Consider the following 21,972-nt stretch of genomic DNA (forward strand, 5'->3'; position numbering starts at 1 on the left):
ACAACGGGCGCAACCGGAGTTGCGCCGCAGGGATATCAGGCGTTAAGGATATCGTCCAGGTTCAGCTCTTCACGAACCTGCTTAACCCATTTTTCTACACGCTCTGCGGTCAGCTCTGGCTGACGGTCTTCATCAATGGCAAGGCCAACGAAGTGATCGTCATCTGCCAGACCTTTGGAAGCTTCGAAGTGGTAACCCGCTGTTGGCCAGTGACCAACGATCGCCGCACCGCGCGGCTCAATGATGTCGCGAATAGTGCCCAGCGCATCACAGAAATACTCAGCGTAGTCTTCCTGATCGCCACAGCCAAACAGGGCAACCAGCTTGCCGTTGAAGTCGACTTCTTCCAGCGTCGGGAAGAAATCGTCCCAGTCACACTGTGCTTCACCGTAGTACCAGGTCGGGATGCCCAGCAGCAGGATGTCATAGCCCTCGAGATCTTCTTTGCTGCTCTTGGCGATGTCATGCACATCAGCAACGTCTTTACCGAGCTGTTTTTGAATGTTTTTTGCGATATTTTCAGTATTGCCGGTATCACTGCCAAAGAAAATGCCGATGATTGCCATGAGTAAAATAACCTCTTGAAACTTAATGGTATGGTGGCGCAAATTGTCCACGGATAAGGGCAATAATAGCAGAACAGGCAACCCTGCGGAAACAGCTATCACGCAGGACTGCACTCTGTGCTACATGAAAAAGGCAATATTGGGGATTTTCTGACTCACGCCTTGCCGCGTAACGTCTCAAGCTGGGCGATCAGCATCTCTTCGATCAGTTCGCTGCGGCTGATGTTGCGCGCGTCAGCTAACTCGTTAAGCGCATCGACGGCATCGGCATTCAGCTTGAGTTCGACACGCTTAAGCCCACGATTTTTATCGCGTTTAAGCTGGTTGCGTTTATTGATACGCAGCTGTTCATCGCGCGAAAGCGGATTCGTTTTCGGTCGTCCCGGTCGACGCTCATTCGCGAACAGATCTAGTGTCGTACGGTCCGTTTGTTCTTTGGCCATGATTCTGAGACTTCGGGGGAAACACGCCGCCCTGCTAATGCCCGGGCGATAAGCGCGCCATCATACATCACCCAAATCCACACGCCAACGACTGGAAGCCCGTCGTCTTCCGGTCGCTGGCTTTTTAATCAATTCGCTGTATCAGTAAGATAGCGGCGAATGGCGCGCAGGACCGCATCCGGTTTTTCCGCGTGGACCCAGTGCCCGGCACCGGCGATGACGTGAGCGCGAGCCTGCGGAAATTGCGCCAGCAGCGTGTCACGGTACGCGTCAGTGACGTAAGGGGAGTTGCCACCGCGAATAAAGAGGGTAGGGTGCGGCCAGGCGGGGACATTTTCCCACCCCACAATATGCGAATACTGATCCCACAGTACCGGGACGTTAAAGCGCCATTGTCCGTCAACAAAGGATTTCAGCAGGAACTGGACCACGCCTTCTTCATCGAGATGCTCGCGCATAACGGCTGCCGCCTGCTGGCGTGTGGAGACGCCTGACTCTGTCACGGCATTGATCGCAGCGAAAATCTCATCGTGACGGCGAACGTCGTAATTGACGGGCGCAACGTCAATGACCACCAGACCGGAAATTCGCTCAGGGGCCAGCGCTGTAAGCGCCATCACCGCTTTACCGCCCATTGAATGCCCGATGAGCGTCGCTTTCTGGATATTATTCGCATCGAGGGTGTCCCGCAGATCCTGCGCCATGGCTGCGTAGGTCATCTCCTCAGAGCGCCCTGAAAGACCGTGATTGCGCATATCAACCTGGAGGATCTCGTGATCGGTCACTAAATCGCGCGCCAGCACGCCCAGGTTATCCAGGCTACCAAACAGGCCGTGAACCAGTACGATGGGAGAATTATTGTTCGGCGATTGTGCAGTTTGCGCTCGGGTATTCAATTTCATGGCAAAGTTCTTTTTTTAGGTTTGTCAGGTTAGGGTATCATGTTGACCATTCTGCCGCCCGGGGGCAAGGATCCAGTTTAATCTGACTTTTGCCGCCAACCTGGTTTGACGCTATCCGCTGTTGGGATTAGACCTTATAATCTCAACGACTTGTATTCAGATAAGATATCGCACTGGATTAAGATGAAAACAATCGAAGTTGATGACGAACTCTATCAGTATATTGCCAGCCAGACGCGGCATATTGGGGAGAGCGCGTCCGACATTTTACGGCGCATGCTTAAAATTTCCGCCGCCTCACAGCCCACTCCTGTCACTAAAGATGTCGTGTCTCAGCCGAGCGTTGTTGCACAAGTAAAACCTGCCGTCATGCCGGCAAAAGACAAAGTGCGCGCGATGCGCGAGCTGCTGCTGTCCGATGAATATGCAGAGCAGAAAAAGGCGGTTAACCGCTTTATGCTGGTGCTGTCTACACTTTACTCACTGGATAACAACGCATTTGCAGAAGCGACAGAGTCGCTGCACGGTCGCACGCGCGTTTACTTCGCAGGTGACGAGCAGACCCTGCTGCAAAATGGCAACCAAACCAAACCCAAACATGTTCCCGGTACGCCATACTGGGTGATCACCAATACCAATACGGGCCGCAAGTGCAGCATGATCGAACATATCATGCAGTCCATGCAGTTCCCGGCGGAATTGATCGAAAAGGTTTGCGGTACAATTTAACCCTTGCATCAGAAGGACCAGGCAATGGCAAATCACAGCCGTGCAGGACAACCTGCACAACAACGCGATTTGATTAACGTCGCTCAACTGACCGCGCAGTACTACGTGCTGAAGCCGGTGGTGGGCAACGCAGAACACGCAGTGAAGTTTGGTACATCTGGCCACCGCGGCAGCGCGGCGCGCCACAGCTTTAACGAACCGCACATTCTGGCCATTGCTCAGGCCATCGCGGAAGAGCGCGCCAAAAATGGCGTCACCGGTCCGTGCTATGTTGGGAAAGATACCCACGCCCTGTCTGAACCTGCCTTTATCTCCGTGCTGGAAGTACTGGCGGCAAACGGCGTAGACGTGATTGTTCAGGAGAACAACGGTTTCACGCCAACGCCTGCGGTTTCTAACGCTATTCTGGTACACAACAAAAAAGGTGGCGCGCAGGCGGACGGTATTGTGATCACCCCGTCCCACAACCCACCGGAAGATGGCGGCATCAAGTACAACCCACCTAACGGTGGCCCGGCGGATACCAACGTCACGAAAGTGGTGGAAGATCGCGCCAACGCGTTATTGGCTAACGGTCTGAACGGCGTGAAGCGCATCTCGCTGGATGAAGCCATGGCGTCCGGCCACGTGAAAGAGCAGGATCTGGTGCAGCCGTTCGTGGAAGGGCTGGCGGATATCGTCGATATGGCCGCTATCCAGAAAGCCGGTCTGAAGCTGGGCGTGGATCCGCTGGGCGGCTCCGGTATTGAATACTGGAAACGCATTGCCGAGCACTACAAGCTGGATCTGACCATCGTGAACGATCACGTCGATCAGACCTTCCGCTTTATGCACCTGGACAAAGACGGCGCGATCCGTATGGACTGCTCCTCCGAATGCGCAATGGCTGGCCTGCTGGCGCTGCGCGACAAGTTCGACCTGGCGTTTGCCAACGACCCGGACTACGACCGCCACGGTATCGTCACCCCGGCTGGGCTGATGAACCCGAACCACTACCTGGCTGTGGCGATCAATTATCTCTTCCAGCATCGTCCGCAGTGGGGCAAAGAGGTTGCGGTGGGTAAAACGCTGGTCTCTTCCGCCATGATTGACCGTGTGGTCGATGCGCTGGGCCGCAAGCTGGTGGAAGTGCCGGTGGGCTTCAAGTGGTTTGTTGACGGTCTGCACGACGGCAGCTTCGGCTTTGGTGGTGAAGAGAGCGCGGGGGCATCCTTCCTGCGCTTCGACGGCACCCCATGGTCAACCGATAAAGACGGCATCATCATGTGCCTGCTGGCGGCGGAAATCACCGCGGTTACCGGTAAGAACCCGCAGGAACATTACAACGACCTGGCAGCACGCTTTGGTGCGCCAAGCTATAACCGTATTCAGGCTGGCGCTACCTCTGCTCAGAAAGCCGCTCTGTCCAAACTCTCTCCGGAGATGGTCAGCGCCAGCACCCTGGCAGGTGACCCGATCACCGCGCGTCTGACGGCGGCACCGGGTAACGGCGCATCCATCGGCGGCCTGAAAGTGATGACCGAAAATGGCTGGTTCGCCGCGCGTCCATCCGGTACGGAAGATGCGTACAAAATCTATTGCGAAAGCTTCCTCGGCGCTGAGCACCGCCAGCAGATTGAGAAAGAAGCGGTAGAGATTGTCAGCGAAGTGCTGAAAAACGCGTAAATGGTGTCTGGTGCGGGCTGATGCCCTCACCCCGGCCCTCTCCCACAGGGAGAGGGAGAAAACATTGATCTCGTAGGCCCGGTAAGCGTTAGCGCCACCGGGCTTCTTTTTTAACTATGCTTATTCTTCAGTTCAAATCTCGGCGATACCAGACCGTACAGCGTCCAGCCCATAAAGGTCACCATCGCGCCATACAGCATCGCCTCCTGACCGGACGAGTAGAGCGCATAGAAGCTGTAAATCGCCCCAATCAGCGCCACGATATTGGCCGCCCGGGCTTTGCGCGGTTCCACCTTCGCCACCTTCTGAATAATCACCAGTGCCGCCATCGACAGAATGTACGGAATGATGTTCGTCACCACCGCCAGGTTGACCAGCACGTTAAACTGGCTGTTCAGTGACGGGCTGATGGTCATCAGCGACAAACCGCTCTGGAAAATCACAATCGCCAGCATACCCTGTACCGGCGCATCCGCTTTGGTGACGCGGGAGAAGATTTTCGGGAAATAACCTTCGTCAGCGGAGGATTTGAATACCTGGGCGATGGTGAACTGCCAGCCCAGCAGCGAGCCGCAGCAGGACATCACCATCAGACCCATGATCACTTTCCCTACCTCTGGCGTAAACATCTGCGCAAACGCCAGCCCGAACGGCGCCGTGGAGTTGGCGAGATCCATGTTGGGCACAATTCCCGCAATCACGTTGGTTGAGACGATATAGATCACCGCCGCCCCCAGCGTCCCGCCGAGTACCGCGATCGGCACGTTCTTTTCCGGGTTTTCCACCACTTCCGCATTCGCACAGGCTGACTCCAGCCCGAGGAAAGCCCATAGCGTCATGGCGATGGACGATCCCACGGCGGTGAAGAACGGTACGTGATGCGGGTTCCAGGAATTGGCGTACAGTGTCGGGCTGAACCAGAACCAGCCGATGATGCACAGACCGACTACCGGAATGATCACGCCCCAGACGGTGATGCTGCTGAGTTGTCCGGTGATGCGCGCGCCGCCAAAGTTGGCGACGGTGCAGATCCACAGCACGCCGATGGTCGCCAGCCCAATCTGCACCGGGGTCAGCGTCGCGCCAAACAGCTCCGTACCGTAACCGACAGCGGAGATGGCAATCGCCACGTTGGCGATCAGCAGCGACACGCCGTAGGTGTAGTTGGCCATAAAGTTGCCCGACTTGCCAAACGCATATTCGGCATAGCCGCCCATGCCGCCAGACTTACGGCTGAACATCCCGCACTTGGCAAACGCCCACGCCAGCGCCATTGAGCCGACTGCCGTTACCAGCCAGGAGATAATCGAAATCGTCCCCACTTCAGCGAGCTTAGTGGGCAGCATGATGATCCCGGACCCCATCATATTCACCATGGTGAGGATAGTGAGTTGTACCACGCCCATCTTGTTGGACTTACTCATAATTTTTCTCCTTTCAGCAGAGACGGCTGAGCGGCGGGTTGTTTAATGACGTAGCAGCGTACCTGTTTGCGCCCGTCACACTCCTCGACGTAAACCCCCTGTAACTCCGGCGCAAAGCCCGGCAGCAGATTGATCCCGTCTTCCAGCGCGGCGAAATAGCGCAGCACGGAACCGCCCCAGACTTCCCCCGGAACCACGCACAACACCCCCGGTGGGTAAGGCAGCGCGCCTTCCGCGGCGATACGGCCTTCCGCGTCGCGCAGTGACACCAGCTCGACCTCACCGCGCAGATAGGCATAGTTCGCCTCCTGCGGGTTCATCATGACGCGCGGGAAGTGAGACTTGCGGAACATCTCTTTCTGCAACTGCTTCACGTTATGGCGGGCGTAGAGGTCGTGCATCTCCTGACAAATCTGACGCAGGGAATAATCCGCATAACGTTCCGGATGTTGCTTATAAAGAGAGGGCAGAACCTCTTTCAGCGGCACATCGCTCTGGAGCAGTTTTTCGAAGCGCACCAGCTGGGCGACGAGCTGCTGCAATTTGCCCATGTCCTCCGCCGGGGTGAGCAGGAACAGAATGGAATTGAGGTCGCATTTTTCCGGCACGATGCCGTTTTCACGCAGGAAGTTGGCGAGGATGGTGGCGGGCACGCCGAAATCATCATACTCGCCGGTGCGGGCGTTGATGCCTGGCGTGGTCAGCAGCAGTTTGCAGGGATCAATAAAATACTGATGCTCGGCATATCCCTCAAAGGCGTGCCAGCGTTCGCCCGGAACGAAATGGAAGAAGCGCAGATCGGTGGCGATCTCCGCCGTATCCCAGCTTTCCCACGGACGGCCATCCACCGTCTCCGGCACGAACGGGCGAATAAACTGACAGTTCTGAAGGATCAGTTTTCGCGCTTCGATACCCGTCACCACGCAGTCCATCCACATGTTGCGCCCACTTTGCCCCTCGTGCATGCGGGCGTTGATATCCAGGGCGGCAAACAGCGGATAAAACGGGCTGGTGGAGGCGTGCATCATAAAGGCGTTGTTGAGGCGCTTATGCGGAACATAGCGCGGCTGGCCTTTTATGTGGCTGTCCTTCTTATGGATTTGCGAGGTTTGCGAGAAGCCTGCCTGCTGCTTATGCACCGACTGGGTAACCAGAATGCCCGGATCGTTTTCGTTCAGCTCCAGCAGCAGCGGCGAGCAGTCGGCCATCATCGGGATAAACTGCTCGTAACCCACCCAGGCGGAGTCAAACAGGATGTAATCGCACAGGTGACCAATCTTATCCACCACCTGACGGGCGTTATAAATGGTACCGTCGTAGGTGCCCAGCTGGATCACTGCCAGACGGAAGGGACGTTCATCCCGCGCGCGACCAGGCGCGACCTCTGACACCAGTTCCCGCAGGTAACTCTCGTCGAAACAGTGTGCGTCAATACCGCCGATAAACCCGTACGGGTTGCGCGCTGTTTCCAGATACACCGGCGTCGCTCCCGCCTGTAACAGTGCTCCGTGGTGATTAGATTTATGGTTATTGCGATCGAACAGCACCAGATCGCCTGGCGTGAGCAGGGCATTGAGCACTACCTTATTGGAAGAGGAGGTGCCGTTCAGCACAAAGTAGGTTTTATCCGCATTAAAGACTTTTGCCGCATGCTGTTGGGCGATGCATGGCGCACCTTCATGGATCAGCAGATCGCCCATTGCCACGTCGGCATTACACAGATCGGCGCGGAAAAGCGTTTCGCCAAAGAAATCGACAAACTGGTTTCCGGCCGGATGGCGGCGGAAGAACTGGCCTCCCTGATGTCCGGGGCAGTCAAACGCGCTGTTCCCCTGCTGGACGTAATCGACCAGCGCGCGGAAGAACGGCGGGCGGAGCTGGGTTTCGTACTTCTGCGCAGCCGCTTCAAGCTGGCGTCCGTAGTACGCATTGCTGGTGTCGGAGTACTCAAAAACGCCGTGAATACGCGACAGAAATTCAGCCGGAACCCTTTCTTCTTTATGTGTGGCAATAAACACCGGAATACCGAATCCCGTGGCTTCTATTTCTTCTATGGCGCCATTGAAAATATCACTGACGGCCAGAACCACGGCTGCCACATCAATATAATCTGATGCGGTGATATCCACGATCTCGCGCGAAGTGGTAAAGCATTCAGGGCAGGCACGGCTGACGGCAATTTTTAACGTTTTCATCTTTATCTCTTTATTTCAGGCAATATGGGTCCCTCGACTTCTTGCGGTAAAGAAATCGATTTTTTCCGGAAAAAAAAGCAAAGCGTGTCCGCTGATACGAAATCAGTTAATTGCTTTTTTGCTGAGTAGAATTCAGTCCGCCCGGTTGCGGAGAATCTGAATCACAAGGAATGAGCGCAGGTGTTCACAGGCAACAGCCTGTAAAATAGCGTTTTTCAGGATAACCTGTAAGCAGATGCGCCAGAAGTCGAAGGACTACCGGGCGTTAAAGAGATGAAAGTCAAAACAGTTTCGGTGGGCAAACATCATGATATGTGTTGTCCGCCTTATATGGGGCATTAAACGATTATTGTTTTCCATGTTCATTTTCCTTTCAGTAATTGAAAGCACGGTCATTTTATCCAGGAAAAAGGGATTAACTGTGAAATAGATCACCAATAACCGATCATTTCAGAAATAATTAGTCGTTATGAGTGAATAACGCAGATCAAAATGCTGTTTTGTTGGTTTGGTGTTAAATTGGTGTTCTAATTATGTTTAGTGAGGGCGAATATAGGCATGAAAATAATCTCGTCGTTATTTTCATGGCTATATTCAGGCTGGTGTGTTCTTTATTTAAAATTAAAGTGAATACTTATTCAGATCATAAACCGATATCCGATACCGGTTTCTGTTAATAAATGACGAGGACGCGCGGGATCGGCTTCAAGTTTCTGGCGAAGGTGTCCCATATAAATGCGTAAATAGTGACTATGTTCGACAGCATTCGGTCCCCAGACCTGGCTTAACAGCTGTCGCTGCGTTAACACTTTTCCGTGGTTACTGAGCAACACGGCCAGCAGACGAAACTCGATAGGCGTAAGGTGGATCTCTTCTTCCCCTCGCACGATGCGGCGGGCGGCAAGATCGACGCGGATATCGCCAAAGACGTACACCGGTTCAGAAGGAGTGGTGGCACTGTGTCGACGCAGCGCCACACGAAGCCGGGCCTGTAACTCGCCAATGCCAAACGGTTTTATCAGATAATCATCCGCTCCGGCATCCAGCGCGGCGATTTTATCCGTCTCTTCGGTGCGGGCAGAGAGCACCAGAATGGGCATCTGGCTCCACTGACGCACCTCACGAATAAAATCGATGCCATCGCCATCCGGGAGTCCCAGATCCAGGATCACCAGATCTGGCTTGCGGGTGGCGGCTTCAATTAACCCCCGTTGAAGCGTTCCGGCTTCATGAACGCGCAAACCGTCGCCTTCCAGCGCGGTACGCAGAAATCGGCTGATAGCGAGCTCATCTTCAACAATCAGAACGTTAATCACAAATCCTCTGGTAATTCATCAAGTTCTGGTGGGGTTTCAAGAGGAAGTGTAACACAAAAGCGTGCCCCACCTTCCGGGCGGTTCTCTGCGGAAATGGTGCCGCCATGCACGTCAACAATCGCCTGGCAGATCGCCAGCCCCAGCCCGACGCCCGGAATGGCAGATTCCTTATTACCGCGCGCAAATTTTTCGAATATGGCGCGCTCCTGGCCGGCCGGAATACCCGGCCCGGTATCCCCGACATCGAGCCGCAGCACACGTTTATCCACCCTGGCAGCAATCCCCAGCCGGGCCTTTGCCCCGGCGTATTTAGCGGCATTTTCCAGAAGATTAATCAGCACGCGCTCAAACAGCGGGCCATCCACATGGATTAACGTCAGGGGTTCCGGCATGTCCAGCTCGATATGGCGCCCGCCGAGACCCGGCTCCAGCATCTTCAGCGCACTGCCGACAACCTCCTCAAGGGTGAGCCACTCTTTTTTGAGGTTAAACCCGCCGGACTGAATGCGCGCCATGTCCAGCAGGTTGTTCACCAGACGCGTGGTATTTAGCACGTGCTGACGAATTTCGCTGGCCTGCATCGCATGTTTTGATCCTTCCGCCGCCAGATCCAGCGTCAGAATTTCGGACTGACCAAACAGCACGGTAAGCGGGGTGCGCAAATCGTGAGACAGCGCTGCCAGCAGCGAATTGCGAATACTTTCGCGCTCGCTTGCCAGCCGCGCCTGCTCTTCGCTGGCGGTGAGCGCCAGCCGTTCAAGGGCGCTTGCGACCAGCAGGGTGAAGGTTTCCAGCAGGCGCTGCTGCTCGGGGATCATCAGCTGACGCAGGTTAGACGGCTCGACGATGACCAGCCCGTGATTTTTATCCGCGCTGCGCAGCGGCAGGATCTGGTAAGGCACCCCGGGCAGAGTGTCGGTGCCGGCACCGGCAGGTAAACCCTTATCAAAGCTCCAGCGGGCAATCGCTTCATCCCAGGGCGTCATCCCCGAAGGGGAGGTCAGCGGGTGAAGGCGCCCCTTCTCGTCGGGGAGCAAAATCAGGTTACTGGCATGAAAGGTCGAACGGATAAACTGCTCGCTGGTCTGGACGATATCCTGCTGCGTGCGGCCGACCGCCAGCGATTTTGACATCTCATACAGATGGCGGGTGCGCTGCTCGCGATAGCGGGCAATGCGTGCCTGGTAGCGTACGCCTGCCGTCAGATTCCCGATCACCAGCCCGACGGTAAGCATCACGGCAAAGGTCAGAATGTACTGCACGTCCGAGACAGCAAGCGTCCCGCGCGGAGCGATAAAAAAGAGGTCGAAGCTGATGACGTTGATCACCGTTGCCAGCACCGACGGCCAGCGGCCATAAAAGAGCGCGACCACAACGACGCCCAGCAGATAAATCATGACCAGATTAGCGGCATCGAAGGCGATTAGCCACTGGCTGGCAATCACCGTAATCAGGGCGCAAAGGACCACGGCCACGAGGCAGCCCCGGATCTGGACGCGCCATTTATCGCCAAAGTTGCGTGCGTCCGGCGTACGGCCGGGCAGGGGGGCGGGCTTGTCATCCAGCGCGACGATGACTAAATCCAGATCCGGCGCGCGGCGTGCCAGCCTGTCGGCAAAAGATTCGCGGCTAAACCAGCGGCGATGCTGGCGACGTCCAATGACAATCTTGCCCAGGTTATGCTCGCGCGCGTAGCGCAGAATGGCTTTATCTTCCTGCGGATCGGACAGGGTTGCGGTTTCGGCACCCAGCTCCTGCGCCAGCCGCAGCGCGCTCAAAATGGCGCGACGCTGATTTTCCGGCAGGCCGTGAAGCTGTGGCGTTTCGACATACACCGCGTGCCAGACGCTGCCAAACTTCGCCGCAAGCCGGGCGGCGGTGCGGACCAGTTTTTCATTGCCGCTGCCGTGACCAATGCATAACAGAATGGCGTCACGCGTGTGCCAGACGCGCTCCCGCCCCTGCAGGTCCCGCCAGGCGCGCATCTGGTCATCTACGCGATCGGCGGTGCGGCGCAGGGCCAGCTCGCGCAGGGCAATCAGGTTTCCTTTGCGGAAAAAATGTTCGATGGCGCGTTCGGCCTGGCCGGCAATATACACCTTGCCTTCGTGCAGGCGCTGGCGCAGATCGTCCGGCGGCAGGTCAACCAGTACGACTTCATCGGCAGAATCAAAAAACGGATCGGGGACGGTTTCCCGAACCTGGATACCGGTTACGCCGCTCACCACGTCGTTCAGGCTTTCCAGATGCTGAACATTCACCGTGGTGAAGACGTCGATGCCGGCTTCAAGCAGCTCCTCAACATCCTGCCAGCGCTTCGGGTGGCGTGAGCCAGGCGCGTTGCTGTGCGCCAGTTCGTCCATCAGGATCAGCGCGGGGCGGCGGGCGAGGGCGGCATCAAGATCGAACTCCGTCACCAGCCGACCGCGATGGCTGATACGCTGGGGCGGCTGCGTCGCCAGCCCCGTCAGCAGCGCCGCCGTCTCTTTGCGACCGTGGGTTTCCACCACGCCGATGAGAATATCAAGCCCCTGCGCCCGAAGCCGCTGGGCTTCCGTCAGCATGGCGAAGGTTTTCCCGACGCCCGCGCAGGCGCCGAAGAAAATTTTCAGCTTGCCGCGGTGGGCTTCAGCCGTTTGTTCAAGCAGCCTGTCCGGATCCGGGCGCATGGGCTCATCGGTCATTTAATTCTTCCTTAGCGCATCCAGCGCCAGATTCAGCTCAACAATGTTCACTACCGGCATGCCGATGAAGCTGACCAGCGGCTTTTGCGTATGTTCTGCAACCAGCTGGCTCACCTGCTCGACGGTCAGCTGACGGGCGGCGGCCACGCGTGGGATCTGCCACGCCGCTGCGTCCGGCGTCAGGCTGTAATCCAGCCCGCTCGCGGAGGCGGTGACCAGCTCAACCGGCACCTCACGGCTGGCCTGCGGATTCGCGGCGCGCAGGGCGGCAACGCGTTCAGCAACGGCTTTGTCCAGGTCAGGATTACTGCCAGCCAGATTGCTGCCGCCGGAGGCCATTGGATTATACGGGCTTTCCGCAGTGGCGGAAGGGCGTCCCTGGAAGTAGCGCGGGTCCGTAAAGTTTTGCCCAATCAGACGCGAGCCGCGGTTTTCACCGTTCTGGATAATCAGCGAGCCGTTGGCCTGGTCCTCAAACCACCACTGGCCCAGCGCGGTTGTCATCAGCGGGTAAAGCCCGCCGGTAATCAGAGACAGCAGAATAAACAACAGTATAGCGGGACGTAACATCGTCATGAGATTCACCTTTTAAACCAGCCCGAACAGCATTAACAACATGTCGATAACCTTGATCCCAATAAAGGGCACCACCAGCCCACCCAGACCGTAAATCCACAGGTTACGGCGCAGCATGGCGGCGGCCGTCAGCGGCTTATAGCTCACCCCTTTCAGCGCTAGCGGAATAAGAAAGACAATAATCAGCGCGTTGAAGATCACCGCGCTCAAAATGGCCGAGGCTGGAGAGTGCAGGTGCATTACGTTCAGGGCATTCAGCTGCGGATAGGTTGCCGCAAAGGCCGCCGGGATTATGGCGAAATACTTCGCCACGTCGTTGGCGATACTGAACGTGGTCAGCGAGCCGCGCGTCATCAGCATCTGCTTCCCGATATGCACCACTTCGATCAGCTTGGTCGGGTTCGAGTCGAGATCCACCATGTTGCCCGCCTCTTTTGCCGCCTGGGTACCGGAGTTCATCGCCACCGCCACGTCGGCCTGCGCCAGCGCCGGGGCGTCGTTGGTGCCGTCGCCGGTCATCGCCACCAGACGACCTTCCGCCTGATACTGGCGAATGAGTGCCAGCTTCGCTTCCGGTGTCGCTTCGGAAAGGAAATCATCCACGCCCGCTTCGGCGGCAATGGCCGCCGCAGTCAGACGGTTATCCCCGGTGATCATCACCGTTTTAATGCCCATCTTACGCATCTGGGCGAAACGCTCTTTTATACCCCCTTTAACGATATCCTTCAGAGCGATAACCCCCAGAACGCTTGCACCTTCCGCCACCACCAGCGGGGTTGCCCCCTGACGCGCCACGCTTTCCACCAGGTGGTCGACTTCCGGAGGGAAATGTCCATTATTGGCTTCAATATGACGGCGAATGGCATCAACGGACCCTTTACGGATCATCCGGTCCTGAATGTTAATTCCACTCATGCGGGTTTGCGCCGTAAAGGGCACGAACGTGGCGTGCAGGCTTTGTACGTCGCGCTGGCGCAGGTTAAAGCGCTGCTTGGCGAGGATCACGATACTGCGACCTTCCGGCGTCTCATCGGCCAGCGAAGAAAGCTGCGCCGCGTCGGCCAGCGTTTTTTCATCCACGCCGGGAGCAGGTAAAAAGTCAGAGGCCTGACGATTACCCAGGGTGATGGTCCCGGTTTTATCCAGCAGCAGTACGTCTACGTCACCCGCCGCTTCAACGGCGCGTCCGCTGGTGGCGATGACGTTCGCGCCCAGCATACGGCTCATCCCCGCCACGCCAATCGCGGAAAGCAGGCCGCCGATAGTGGTGGGGATCAGACAGACCAGCAGGGCGATCAGTACGGTGATGCTGACCGCTGTACCGCCGTAGGCGGAGAAGGGCCACAGGGTCGCCGTTGCCAGCAGGAACACAATGGTGAGCGCCACCAGCAGAATGGTCAGGGCGATCTCGTTCGGCGTTTTACGACGCTGTGCGCCTTCCACCATGGCGATCATCCGGTCGAGAAAGGTTTCGCCCGGGTTAACGCTGCACTGGATCACCAGCCAGTCGGAAAGAATGCGCGTTCCGCCGGTAACTGAGGCGAAATCTCCGCCCGACTCACGGATCACGGGCGCGGATTCCCCGGTAATAGCGCTTTCGTCTACCGACGCGCCGCCCTCAATTACCTCCCCGTCGCAGGGGATGATGTCCCCGGCTTCCACCAGCACCACGTCACCTTTGCGCAGTTCATCCGCCGGAACGTGGTCCATCTGCGCGCCGTATTTAGGTTCGCGTAATTTGCGCGCAAAGGCGGTTTTTTTGACCCCTTTCAGACTGTTGGCCTGCGCCTTACTGCGGCCTTCCGCCAGCGCTTCGGCAAAGTTGGCGAACAGCACGGTAAACCACAGCCACAGGCTGATGGCGCCGGTAAAGGTTGCATTTCCTGAAAGGTGTCCCGTTCCCATGGCAATCGCCAGTGCGGTGGTGAGTAAACTTCCAGTCCAGACAATAAACATCACCGGGTTGTGCCACTGCACGCGCGGGCTCAGTTTTTTTACCGCATCCATGAGGGCCTGACGAACTAACGTCGGTTCGAGCAGGGCCAGTTGTTTACGACTCATGACAAATTCTCCGCAAAATCAGCGTAAAGAGAGATATTCCGCAACCGGGCCTAACGCGAGGGCGGGGATAAAGGTCAAGGCACCTACCAGCAGAACGGTGCCAATCAGCAGGCCGACGAACAGCGCGCCGTGAGTCGGTAACGTACCGGTAGTGGTCGGCTGGATCTTCTTATTCACCAGTGTTCCGGCGATCGCCATGACGGGAATAATCACGCCGAAACGACCGAAGAACATGCAGAACGCCAGCAGACAGTTCCAGAACGGTGAGTTGGCACTTAACCCTGCAAAGGCGCTGCCGTTGTTGTTTGCGGCAGACGAAACGGCGTAAAGCACTTCGCTAAAGCCGTGAATGCCCGGGTTAAAGATGCCGCTGCGCCCGGCGTCGGTCATCAGCGCCAGCGCGGTACCGAGCAGCACAAGGGCGGGGGTGACCAGGATTGCCAGCGCGGTTAATTTCATTTCGCGGACGTCGATTTTTTTGCCGAGATATTCCGGCGTGCGGCCGATCATCAGCCCGGCGATAAACACGGCGAGCAGAACGAACAACAGCATGCCGTACAGCCCCGAACCGACCCCACCGAAGACTACCTCGCCAATCTGCATCAGCCACATCGGGATCATGCCGCCAAGCGCGGTGAAAGAGTCGTGCATGGCGTTCACCGCCCCGCAGGAGGCCGCCGTGGTGACCACCGCATAGAGGCTGCTGGCAAGAATGCCGAAGCGGCTCTCTTTGCCTTCCAGGTTGATATTGCTGTTAGCCCCCAGCTGCATGAAGTGGCTGTTGCCGTTCCATTCGGCCCACATCACCAGTGCTACGCAGACCACGAAGATTAACGACATGGCCCACAGCAGCGTACGGCCCTGGCGGCGATCGTTAACCACATCGCCAAAGGCGAAGCAGAGCGCGGCGGGGATCAGGAAGATCGCCAGCATCTGTACAAAATTGGTTAATGCCGTTGGGTTTTCAAACGGATGCGATGAGTTGGCGTTGAAGAAGCCGCCCCCGTTGGTGCCCAGCATCTTGATTGCTTCCTGCGACGCCACTGGCCCCATTGGCAGGAGTTCCCTGCCCCCTTCAAGCGAGGTGTAAGGGGTATAAGGCAGCAGGTTTTGCAGAGTGCCTTGCTGTATAAAGAACAGGGCAATAATCAGCGCAACAGGCACCAGGATCCAAAGGGTGATGCGCGTGACATCAACCCACGCGTTGCCGAGCGTGCTGACATTCTGACGGGCAAACGCGCGCGTCAGGGCGAAGATCACCGCGATACCGCTGGCTGCAGACAGAAAGTTTTGCACGGTTAACCCTGCCATCTGGCTGAAGTAGCTGAGCGTGGTTTCACCGGCGTAAGACTGCCAGTTGGTATTGGTGACAAAGCTGACCTCCGTGTTCAGCGCCAGATGCCAGGATAAACCTGGTAACTGCTGCGGATTCAACGGCAAATTGCCCTGGAGCATGAGCAGCGTAAAGAGGGCAATAAGCCCCACGATATTCAGAAGCAGTATCGCCATCAGGTACTGGCCCCAGCTCATTTCCCGGTCGCTGATACCTGAAATGCGCCAGAGCACGTTTTCAATTTTTCGCGTACCCGGCAGTGGCACGTTGTTTATCAGCCGTGCCAGCGCTGTTCCCAGCGGCCTGGCGAGCATAAACAGCAGCAGTAAAAAGCTGGCAATAAGCAAAAACGCCTGAGCAGCCATCAGAATGCCTCCGCATTAATCAGGGCATAAATCAGATAACCCAATAACAGGAACACCAGCACGATGCCGGCAATCAGACCTGCACTCACACTCCACCTCCGGGTGACTTTTGTTGTTGTACAAACGGTAGGATTTGTGGCGCAAAGATTTCGCAAAAATCAGAAGGGCAGGTGTAAAAAAAGTATAAAAATGGGAAAGACCACAATTTAACTATTGGTAAGTAAGCCGTTAACTTTTTTGTAACTTAATTACAGGCTTGAATGTAAATATTCACGAAATGGATGAAAATAAGTGGTCGGATGAGTAGTAAAATTACAAACAAAGCGGTATTATTTTAACCAGGTCACAGATTTCACATTTTCCGGAGAAGGTTTCCGGCCAACTACAGGGGAGAAAAATATGGATCTTTATAAAGAGTATCCGGCTCATATCGTGTTCATGCGTCGCACTTTCGCCGTAGTGGCTGGCGTGCTGGCCCTGCCGGTGATGCTGTTCTGGAAAGATCGCGCACGTTTTTACAGCTATCTGCACCGCGTCTGGGCGAAAACCAGCGAAAAGCCGGTGTGGATGGATCAGGCCGAGAAAGCAACCTGCGATTTCTACTGATACGTTGTGACATCGTAGCCATAAAAAAACCGCCTACAGCAAAGTGGCGGTTTTTTTGTCCCTCGGGATTCGCGGTCCGTTGGGTGGTTTTCAAGCTCTCACACAGAGGTTTACAAGCATACTTCTGCTGGTTTAATAAGCAAACGCTTCACTCCTAAATAAATTCTTAAAAACACGTTCAATGGATTACGTTTTGCTCACGTGATGCCTACTATGCAGCGTCCCTTTCCGCCATCTCGCAAATGGGCACCGGTCCCGGGAAAGGTGTTACCACAACCGTGAGTCAGGCTCCACACAGAGCTTGTGTCCACCGATTTATCACCGGTGGTGATAGGTGGAGCGGTTAGCAGCAGGGACCGCATAGTGAAACGCTATTTATGCATCGCGTTCATTGTCGCCAGCGCACTCGTTGTAAAGAGTGATAAACCGGATGTGTTTATTGCCTTTACCCCGATAGCGCAGGACAAGTAGCGTTAAGGCCGCCTCGGGCGGCCTTTTTTATTTCATCCCGTCTACACTTCATGGCAAAGTAGTTCAATGCGTGCCTTTTTCCTTTTACGGCATGCCCTTACGGACATAATGGACAATTGCCTGGAGTTTTATGCCCACCCATCTGGTTTGGTTTCGCGCGGATTTACGCATTCACGACAACTTCGCTCTCGCGGCCGCCTGCCGCGCTAAAGACGCGAATGTGCTGGCCCTGTTTATCGCCACGCCTGAACAGTGGCGGCAGCATGACATGGCGCCCCGGCAAGCGGCATTACTCAGCGCGTATCTGAATGACCTGCAACATTCACTGGCCGAAAAAGGCATTCCGCTGATCTATAAAGAGGCCCATGATTTTGCCGCACAGCTTGAGATGGTGCAGGCAATCTGTAAGCAGCACGCGGTAACGCGTCTTTTTTACAACTACCAGTATGAATTTAACGAGCAGCAGCGGGATCGTCAGCTGGAGAAAAACCTTACGGGCGTGGTCTGTGAAGGCTTTGATGACAGCGTGATGCTCGCACCGGGCAGCGTGATGACCGGCAGTCACGAGATGTATAAAGTTTTCACGCCATTTAAAAATGCTTTTATCAAACGCCTGAAAGAGGGGCTGCCAGAATGCGTTCCCGCCCCGGCCATAAGAGGGGAAACGATAACGGATCTGCAGGACATCAGGCTGAATTATCCCCAGCAGTCGTTTGATGAAACAGTATTCCCCGCCAGCGAGAAAGCGGCTATCGCCCGGTTGCGTCAGTTCTGCGCGCAGGGGGCGGCGGATTACGAGGCGCGGCGGGATTTTCCAGCGATTGAAGGCACCAGCCGCCTGTCGGCCTGTTTAGCGCTGGGCGCGCTCTCCCCGCGCCAGTGTTTACATCGGCTACTGGCGGAACAGCCTCAGGCGGTAGACGGGGGGGCGGGCGCAGTGTGGCTGAACGAACTGATCTGGCGTGAGTTTTATCGCCATCTGATGACGTATCATCCTGATTTATGTAAACATCGCCCCTTCATTCGTTGGACCGATAAGGTACAGTGGCAGTCGAATGATAAGCTGCTGAAGGCATGGCAGCGTGGGCTCACCGGCTTCCCGATTGTTGATGCGGCTATGCGGCAGCTCAATGAAACCGGGTGGATGCATAACCGTCTGCGTATGATTACCGCCAGCTTCCTGGTAAAGGATCTGCTTATCGACTGGCGAACCGGAGAGCGTTATTTTATCTCTCAGCTGATCGATGGCGATCTGGCGGCAAATAACGGCGGCTGGCAGTGGGCGGCCTCCACCGGCACGGATGCGGCTCCCTATTTTCGGATCTTTAATCCGACCACGCAGGGACAACGATTTGACGTCGACGGCGAGTTTATCCGTCGCTGGCTGCCTGAACTTAAGGATGTCCCCGCTAAAGCCATTCATGAACCCTGGGCATGGGCGGATAAACAGCGTGTTACCCTGAACTATCCCCGTCCCATTGTCGACCATAAACAGGCGCGTGTCGCCACGCTGGCGGCGTACGAAACCGCCCGAAAAGTTTGAGAGAATGATGATGAAAAACAGTGAACTGGAACGCCTGATTAACGAAAAACTCAACACGGCCTCGTTTAGCGACTACGGTCCGAATGGCTTGCAGGTGGAGGGGCGCGAGACGGTGCAAAAAATCATCACCGGCGTAACGGCAAGCCAGGCGCTGCTGGATGAGGCTGTGCGTCAGGAAGCCGACGCGGTGATAGTCCATCACGGTTATTTCTGGAAAAACGAATCACCGATTATTCGCGGCATGAAGCGCAACCGTCTCAAAACGCTGCTGGCGAATGACATCAACCTGTACGGCTATCACCTGCCGCTCGATGCGCATCCTGAACTGGGGAATAACGTTCAGCTTGCGCAGCTGCTGGGGATTACCGTGATGGGCGAAATTGAACCCCTGGTGCCGTGGGGTGAACTGTCGATGCCGGTTCCGGGTCTGGAGCTGGCATCGTGGATCGAAGCACGCCTGGGGCGTCGTCCGCTGTGGTGCGGCGACACCGGGCCGGATACCGTGAAGCGCGTGGCATGGTGCACCGGCGGCGGCCAGGGCTTTATTGATAGCGCGGCGCGTTTCGGTGTCGACGCCTTCATTACCGGCGAGGTTTCCGAGCAGACCATTCACTCTGCCCGTGAACAAGGCCTGCATTTTTACGCGGCAGGCCATCACGCTACCGAGCGTGGCGGCATCCGCGCCCTCAGCGAGTGGCTGACGGAAAATACCGATCTGGATGTGACGTTTATTGATATCCCTAATCCGGCCTGATGAGAGGTAGTTAAGTGCAGCGAGCGCGTTGTTATCTTCTGGGTGAAACCGCAGTGGTTCTGGAACTTGAGCCTCCGGTGACGCTTGCCACGCAAAAGCGTATCTGGCGTCTGGCTCAACGACTGCCCGAGCTACCTGGCGTGGTTGAAGCTATTCCGGGTATGAATAATATCACCGTGGTGCTGCGTGATCCGCACACGGGGGCGCTGGATGCCATTGAGCGCCTGCAACGCTGGTGGGAGGAGAGCGAGGCGCTGGAGCCGGAATCGCGGACGATTGAGATCCCGGTTGTCTATGGCGGCAAGGGAGGCCCCGACCTTGGCGTCGTGGCCGAGCACTGTGGATTAACGGAGAAGCAGGTTGTGGAGCTGCATAGCTCAGTCGACTATGTTGTCTGGTTTTTGGGATTTCAGCCGGGTTTCCCCTATCTGGGCGGGTTATCGCCCCAGTTGCATACGCCGCGCCGGGCTGAGCCGCGCCTGAGCGTACCGGCGGGCAGCGTGGCGATTGGTGGCGAACAGACGGGAATTTATCCGCTCGCCTCGCCGGGAGGCTGGCAGCTTATCGGGCACACATCCACGCCGTTATTTGAACCTGGCCAGGACGCGCCCATACTCCTGCGTCCGGGGGATACCCTGCGCTTTATCCCGCAAAAGGAGGGGATATGTTAACGCTTATTCGCGCAGGGCTTTACACCTCGGTACAGGATGCCGGGCGCTTTGGCCTGCGTCAGTCGGGCGTGAGCTACTGCGGTGCGCTTGATCGTCCCTCGCTGGAGATTGCCAACCTGCTGGTAGGCAACGCCGGCAGCACGGCGGCGTTAGAAATTACGCTGGGTCAGTGCGTGATTGAGTTTGGTCAGGAAACCTGGTTTGCCTTAACCGGCGCGGGCTGTGACGCGACGCTGGACGGCAAAACGGTGTGGACCGGCTGGCGCCTGCGGGCGAAAGCCGGACAGCGTCTGACGCTCAAGCGTCCTCTGCACGGCGTGCGCAGCTATCTTGCGGTGGCGGGAGGTATCGACGTGCCGGAGGTGCTGGGCTCATCCAGCACCGACCAGAAAGCGGGAATGGGCGGACATGAAGGACGGCTGCTGCGCGACGGCGATCGCCTGGCGATTAAGCCATCAGCGCGCCATTTCACCATCACGCAGGGCGTGAAGCAGCTGTTGTGGGGGAACCTGATCCGCGCCCTGCCGGGGCCGGAATATCATGAGTTCGATGAGGCCTCAAAAGAGTCTTTCTGGCGCTCGCCATGGAAGATCAGCCCGCAGAGTAACCGCATGGGTTACCGGCTTCAGGGCCAGCCGCTGACCCGCACGACTGACCGGGAGCTGCTTTCCCATGGTCTGTTGCCGGGGGTGATTCAGGTGCCGGGCAACGGCCAGCCTATCGTACTGATGAACGATGCGCAAACCACGGGAGGATATCCGCGTATTGCCTGCATTATTGAAGCGGATCGCTACCATCTGGCGCAAATTCCTCTCGGTCAGCCCATTCATTTTGTGCAGTGTTCGCTGGAGGAGGCGCTGAAAGCCCGTCAGGATCAGCAGCGTTATCTCGAACAGCTGGCGTGGAGGCTCGATGGTAAAGATTGATTTAAACGCCGATCTGGGGGAGGGCAGCAGCGCCGATGCGGCGCTGATGACGCTGGTCTCCTCGGTGAACATCGCCTGTGGGTTTCATGCCGGCGATGCGCAGACCATGCTGGCGAGCGTGCGCAATGCCATGAAAAACGGCGTGGCGATAGGCGCTCACCCCAGCTTTCCGGACCGGGAAAACTTTGGTCGCACGGCGATGGATCTGGCGCCTGAGACGGTTTACGCGCAAATGCTCTACCAGATCGGCGCCCTGGAGGCGATAGTGCGCGCTGAGAAGGGCGAGATGCGCCACGTCAAGCCGCACGGCATGCTCTATAACCAGGCGGCAAAAGATCCGGCGCTGGCAGACGCCATTGCCCGCGCGGTACGGGACTGCAATCCGCGTCTGGTGCTGGTGGGCCTGGCGGGCAGCGAGCTTATCCGTGCCGGCGAACGGCTGGGGCTGACCACGCGGCAGGAAGTGTTTGCCGATCGGGGATACCTGCCGGACGGCAGCCTGGTTCCGCGTGCGCAGGCCGGTGCGCTGATCACCGACGAAGGTAAAGCGCTGGCGCAGACGCTGGAGATGGTGCGCTTCGGGCGAGTAACCTCAACGGAGGGTACAACGGCAAACGTTCAGGCTGATACGGTGTGCTTACACGGTGACGGCGAGCATGCGCTCCAGTTTGCACGACGCCTGCGGGCGGCGTTCTCGGAAGAGGGCATTGTTGTCAGCGCAGAATAATCATGAAAGGACAAT

General features: G+C 56.8%; 20 protein-coding genes. 8 read left to right on the forward strand and 12 right to left on the reverse strand.

Going from position 1 to position 21,972, the window contains the following annotated elements; all coding sequences use genetic code 11:
- Positions 1 to 35 precede the first annotated feature (35 nt).
- The 3 genes from fldA to ybfF form a co-directional block, all read right to left on the reverse strand.
- Positions 36 to 566 carry a flavodoxin FldA gene (fldA, locus tag INF86_RS11050; RefSeq protein ID WP_003858653.1) on the reverse strand — a complete coding sequence of 177 codons (531 nt, stop codon included), beginning with the start codon at positions 564 to 566 and terminating at the stop codon, positions 36 to 38.
- A 155-nt stretch (positions 567 to 721) separates the two neighbouring features.
- Positions 722 to 1,009 carry a LexA regulated protein gene (gene ybfE, locus INF86_RS11055; protein ID WP_003858652.1) on the reverse strand — a complete coding sequence of 96 codons (288 nt, stop codon included), beginning with the start codon at positions 1,007 to 1,009 and terminating at the stop codon, positions 722 to 724.
- 128 nt (positions 1,010 to 1,137) lie between these two features.
- On the reverse strand, positions 1,138 to 1,911 hold the full coding sequence (ybfF, locus tag INF86_RS11060) for an esterase (protein ID WP_022647446.1): 774 nt from the start codon (positions 1,909 to 1,911) through the stop codon (positions 1,138 to 1,140).
- 183 nt (positions 1,912 to 2,094) lie between these two features.
- Between ybfF and seqA the strand changes: the two genes are divergently transcribed.
- Positions 2,095 to 2,640 (forward strand): replication initiation negative regulator SeqA, encoded by a 546-nt coding sequence (seqA, locus tag INF86_RS11065; protein ID WP_003858650.1) that lies wholly within the window; start codon positions 2,095 to 2,097, stop codon positions 2,638 to 2,640.
- A gap of 24 nt (positions 2,641 to 2,664) precedes the next feature.
- On the forward strand, positions 2,665 to 4,305 hold the full coding sequence (pgm, locus tag INF86_RS11070; RefSeq protein ID WP_023305695.1) for a phosphoglucomutase (alpha-D-glucose-1,6-bisphosphate-dependent): 1,641 nt from the start codon (positions 2,665 to 2,667) through the stop codon (positions 4,303 to 4,305).
- Positions 4,306 to 4,415: 110 nt separating this feature from the next.
- On the opposite strand, the gene potE is transcribed toward pgm, so the two are convergent.
- The 9 genes from potE to kdpF all read right to left on the reverse strand — a co-directional run bounded on the left by potE (position 4,416) and on the right by kdpF (position 16,348).
- Positions 4,416 to 5,729 (reverse strand): putrescine-ornithine antiporter, encoded by a 1,314-nt coding sequence (gene potE / locus INF86_RS11075; protein WP_193543540.1) that lies wholly within the window; start codon positions 5,727 to 5,729, stop codon positions 4,416 to 4,418.
- The gene (gene speF, locus INF86_RS11080; protein ID WP_022647449.1) at positions 5,726 to 7,924 is read right to left on the reverse strand and encodes an ornithine decarboxylase SpeF; all 2,199 of its coding nucleotides are present in this window, start codon (positions 7,922 to 7,924) and stop codon (positions 5,726 to 5,728) included. The genes potE and speF overlap by 4 nt, the downstream gene beginning before the upstream one ends.
- A 255-nt stretch (positions 7,925 to 8,179) precedes the next feature.
- Positions 8,180 to 8,284, reverse strand: a complete 105-nt coding sequence (speFL, locus tag INF86_RS11085; RefSeq protein ID WP_003858645.1) for a leader peptide SpeFL — start codon at positions 8,282 to 8,284, stop codon at positions 8,180 to 8,182.
- A gap of 278 nt (positions 8,285 to 8,562) precedes the next feature.
- Positions 8,563 to 9,240, reverse strand: coding sequence for a two-component system response regulator KdpE (kdpE, locus tag INF86_RS11090; RefSeq protein ID WP_022647450.1), 678 nt, complete (start codon positions 9,238 to 9,240; stop codon positions 8,563 to 8,565).
- The gene (gene kdpD / locus INF86_RS11095; RefSeq protein WP_193543541.1) at positions 9,237 to 11,924 is read right to left on the reverse strand and encodes a two-component system sensor histidine kinase KdpD; all 2,688 of its coding nucleotides are present in this window, start codon (positions 11,922 to 11,924) and stop codon (positions 9,237 to 9,239) included. Before kdpD ends, kdpE begins: the two co-directional genes overlap by 4 nt.
- A complete protein-coding gene (kdpC, locus tag INF86_RS11100) occupies positions 11,925 to 12,500 on the reverse strand; it encodes a potassium-transporting ATPase subunit KdpC (RefSeq protein WP_022647452.1) in 576 nt (191 codons plus the stop codon). It abuts the gene before it with no gap.
- A gap of 12 nt (positions 12,501 to 12,512) precedes the next feature.
- The gene (gene kdpB, locus INF86_RS11105) at positions 12,513 to 14,561 is read right to left on the reverse strand and encodes a potassium-transporting ATPase subunit KdpB (protein ID WP_063149452.1); all 2,049 of its coding nucleotides are present in this window, start codon (positions 14,559 to 14,561) and stop codon (positions 12,513 to 12,515) included.
- Positions 14,562 to 14,579: 18 nt separating this feature from the next.
- Entirely contained in the window at positions 14,580 to 16,259 is a 1,680-nt protein-coding gene (gene kdpA, locus INF86_RS11110; protein WP_193543542.1) for a potassium-transporting ATPase subunit KdpA, read from the reverse strand.
- The gene (kdpF, locus tag INF86_RS11115; RefSeq protein WP_003858638.1) at positions 16,259 to 16,348 is read right to left on the reverse strand and encodes a K(+)-transporting ATPase subunit F; all 90 of its coding nucleotides are present in this window, start codon (positions 16,346 to 16,348) and stop codon (positions 16,259 to 16,261) included. The genes kdpA and kdpF overlap by 1 nt, the downstream gene beginning before the upstream one ends.
- A gap of 310 nt (positions 16,349 to 16,658) precedes the next feature.
- Here kdpF and INF86_RS11120 point away from each other — a divergent pair, with 310 nt between their 5' ends.
- The 6 genes from INF86_RS11120 (at position 16,659) to pxpA (ending at position 21,957) form a co-directional block, all read left to right on the forward strand.
- Positions 16,659 to 16,865 carry a YbfA family protein gene (locus tag INF86_RS11120; RefSeq protein ID WP_014069366.1) on the forward strand — a complete coding sequence of 69 codons (207 nt, stop codon included), beginning with the start codon at positions 16,659 to 16,661 and terminating at the stop codon, positions 16,863 to 16,865.
- Between the two features lie 601 nt (positions 16,866 to 17,466).
- Positions 17,467 to 18,879, forward strand: coding sequence for a deoxyribodipyrimidine photo-lyase (phrB, locus tag INF86_RS11125; protein ID WP_046618876.1), 1,413 nt, complete (start codon positions 17,467 to 17,469; stop codon positions 18,877 to 18,879).
- Positions 18,880 to 18,889: 10 nt separating this feature from the next.
- Positions 18,890 to 19,633, forward strand: a complete 744-nt coding sequence (locus tag INF86_RS11130; RefSeq protein WP_003858635.1) for a type 2 GTP cyclohydrolase I — start codon at positions 18,890 to 18,892, stop codon at positions 19,631 to 19,633.
- Positions 19,634 to 19,647: 14 nt separating this feature from the next.
- The gene (pxpB, locus tag INF86_RS11135) at positions 19,648 to 20,304 is read left to right on the forward strand and encodes a 5-oxoprolinase subunit PxpB (protein ID WP_022647457.1); all 657 of its coding nucleotides are present in this window, start codon (positions 19,648 to 19,650) and stop codon (positions 20,302 to 20,304) included.
- Complete coding sequence (pxpC, locus tag INF86_RS11140; protein WP_063150782.1) at positions 20,298 to 21,230, forward strand: 5-oxoprolinase subunit PxpC; 933 nt, start codon at positions 20,298 to 20,300, stop codon at positions 21,228 to 21,230. The genes pxpB and pxpC overlap by 7 nt, the downstream gene beginning before the upstream one ends.
- The gene (gene pxpA / locus INF86_RS11145) at positions 21,217 to 21,957 is read left to right on the forward strand and encodes a 5-oxoprolinase subunit PxpA (RefSeq protein WP_193543543.1); all 741 of its coding nucleotides are present in this window, start codon (positions 21,217 to 21,219) and stop codon (positions 21,955 to 21,957) included. The genes pxpC and pxpA overlap by 14 nt, the downstream gene beginning before the upstream one ends.
- Positions 21,958 to 21,972: the final 15 nt, after the last annotated feature.

The organism is Enterobacter cloacae complex sp. I1M (assembly GCF_014982425.1).
Classification (GTDB): domain Bacteria; phylum Pseudomonadota; class Gammaproteobacteria; order Enterobacterales; family Enterobacteriaceae; genus Enterobacter; species Enterobacter intestinihominis.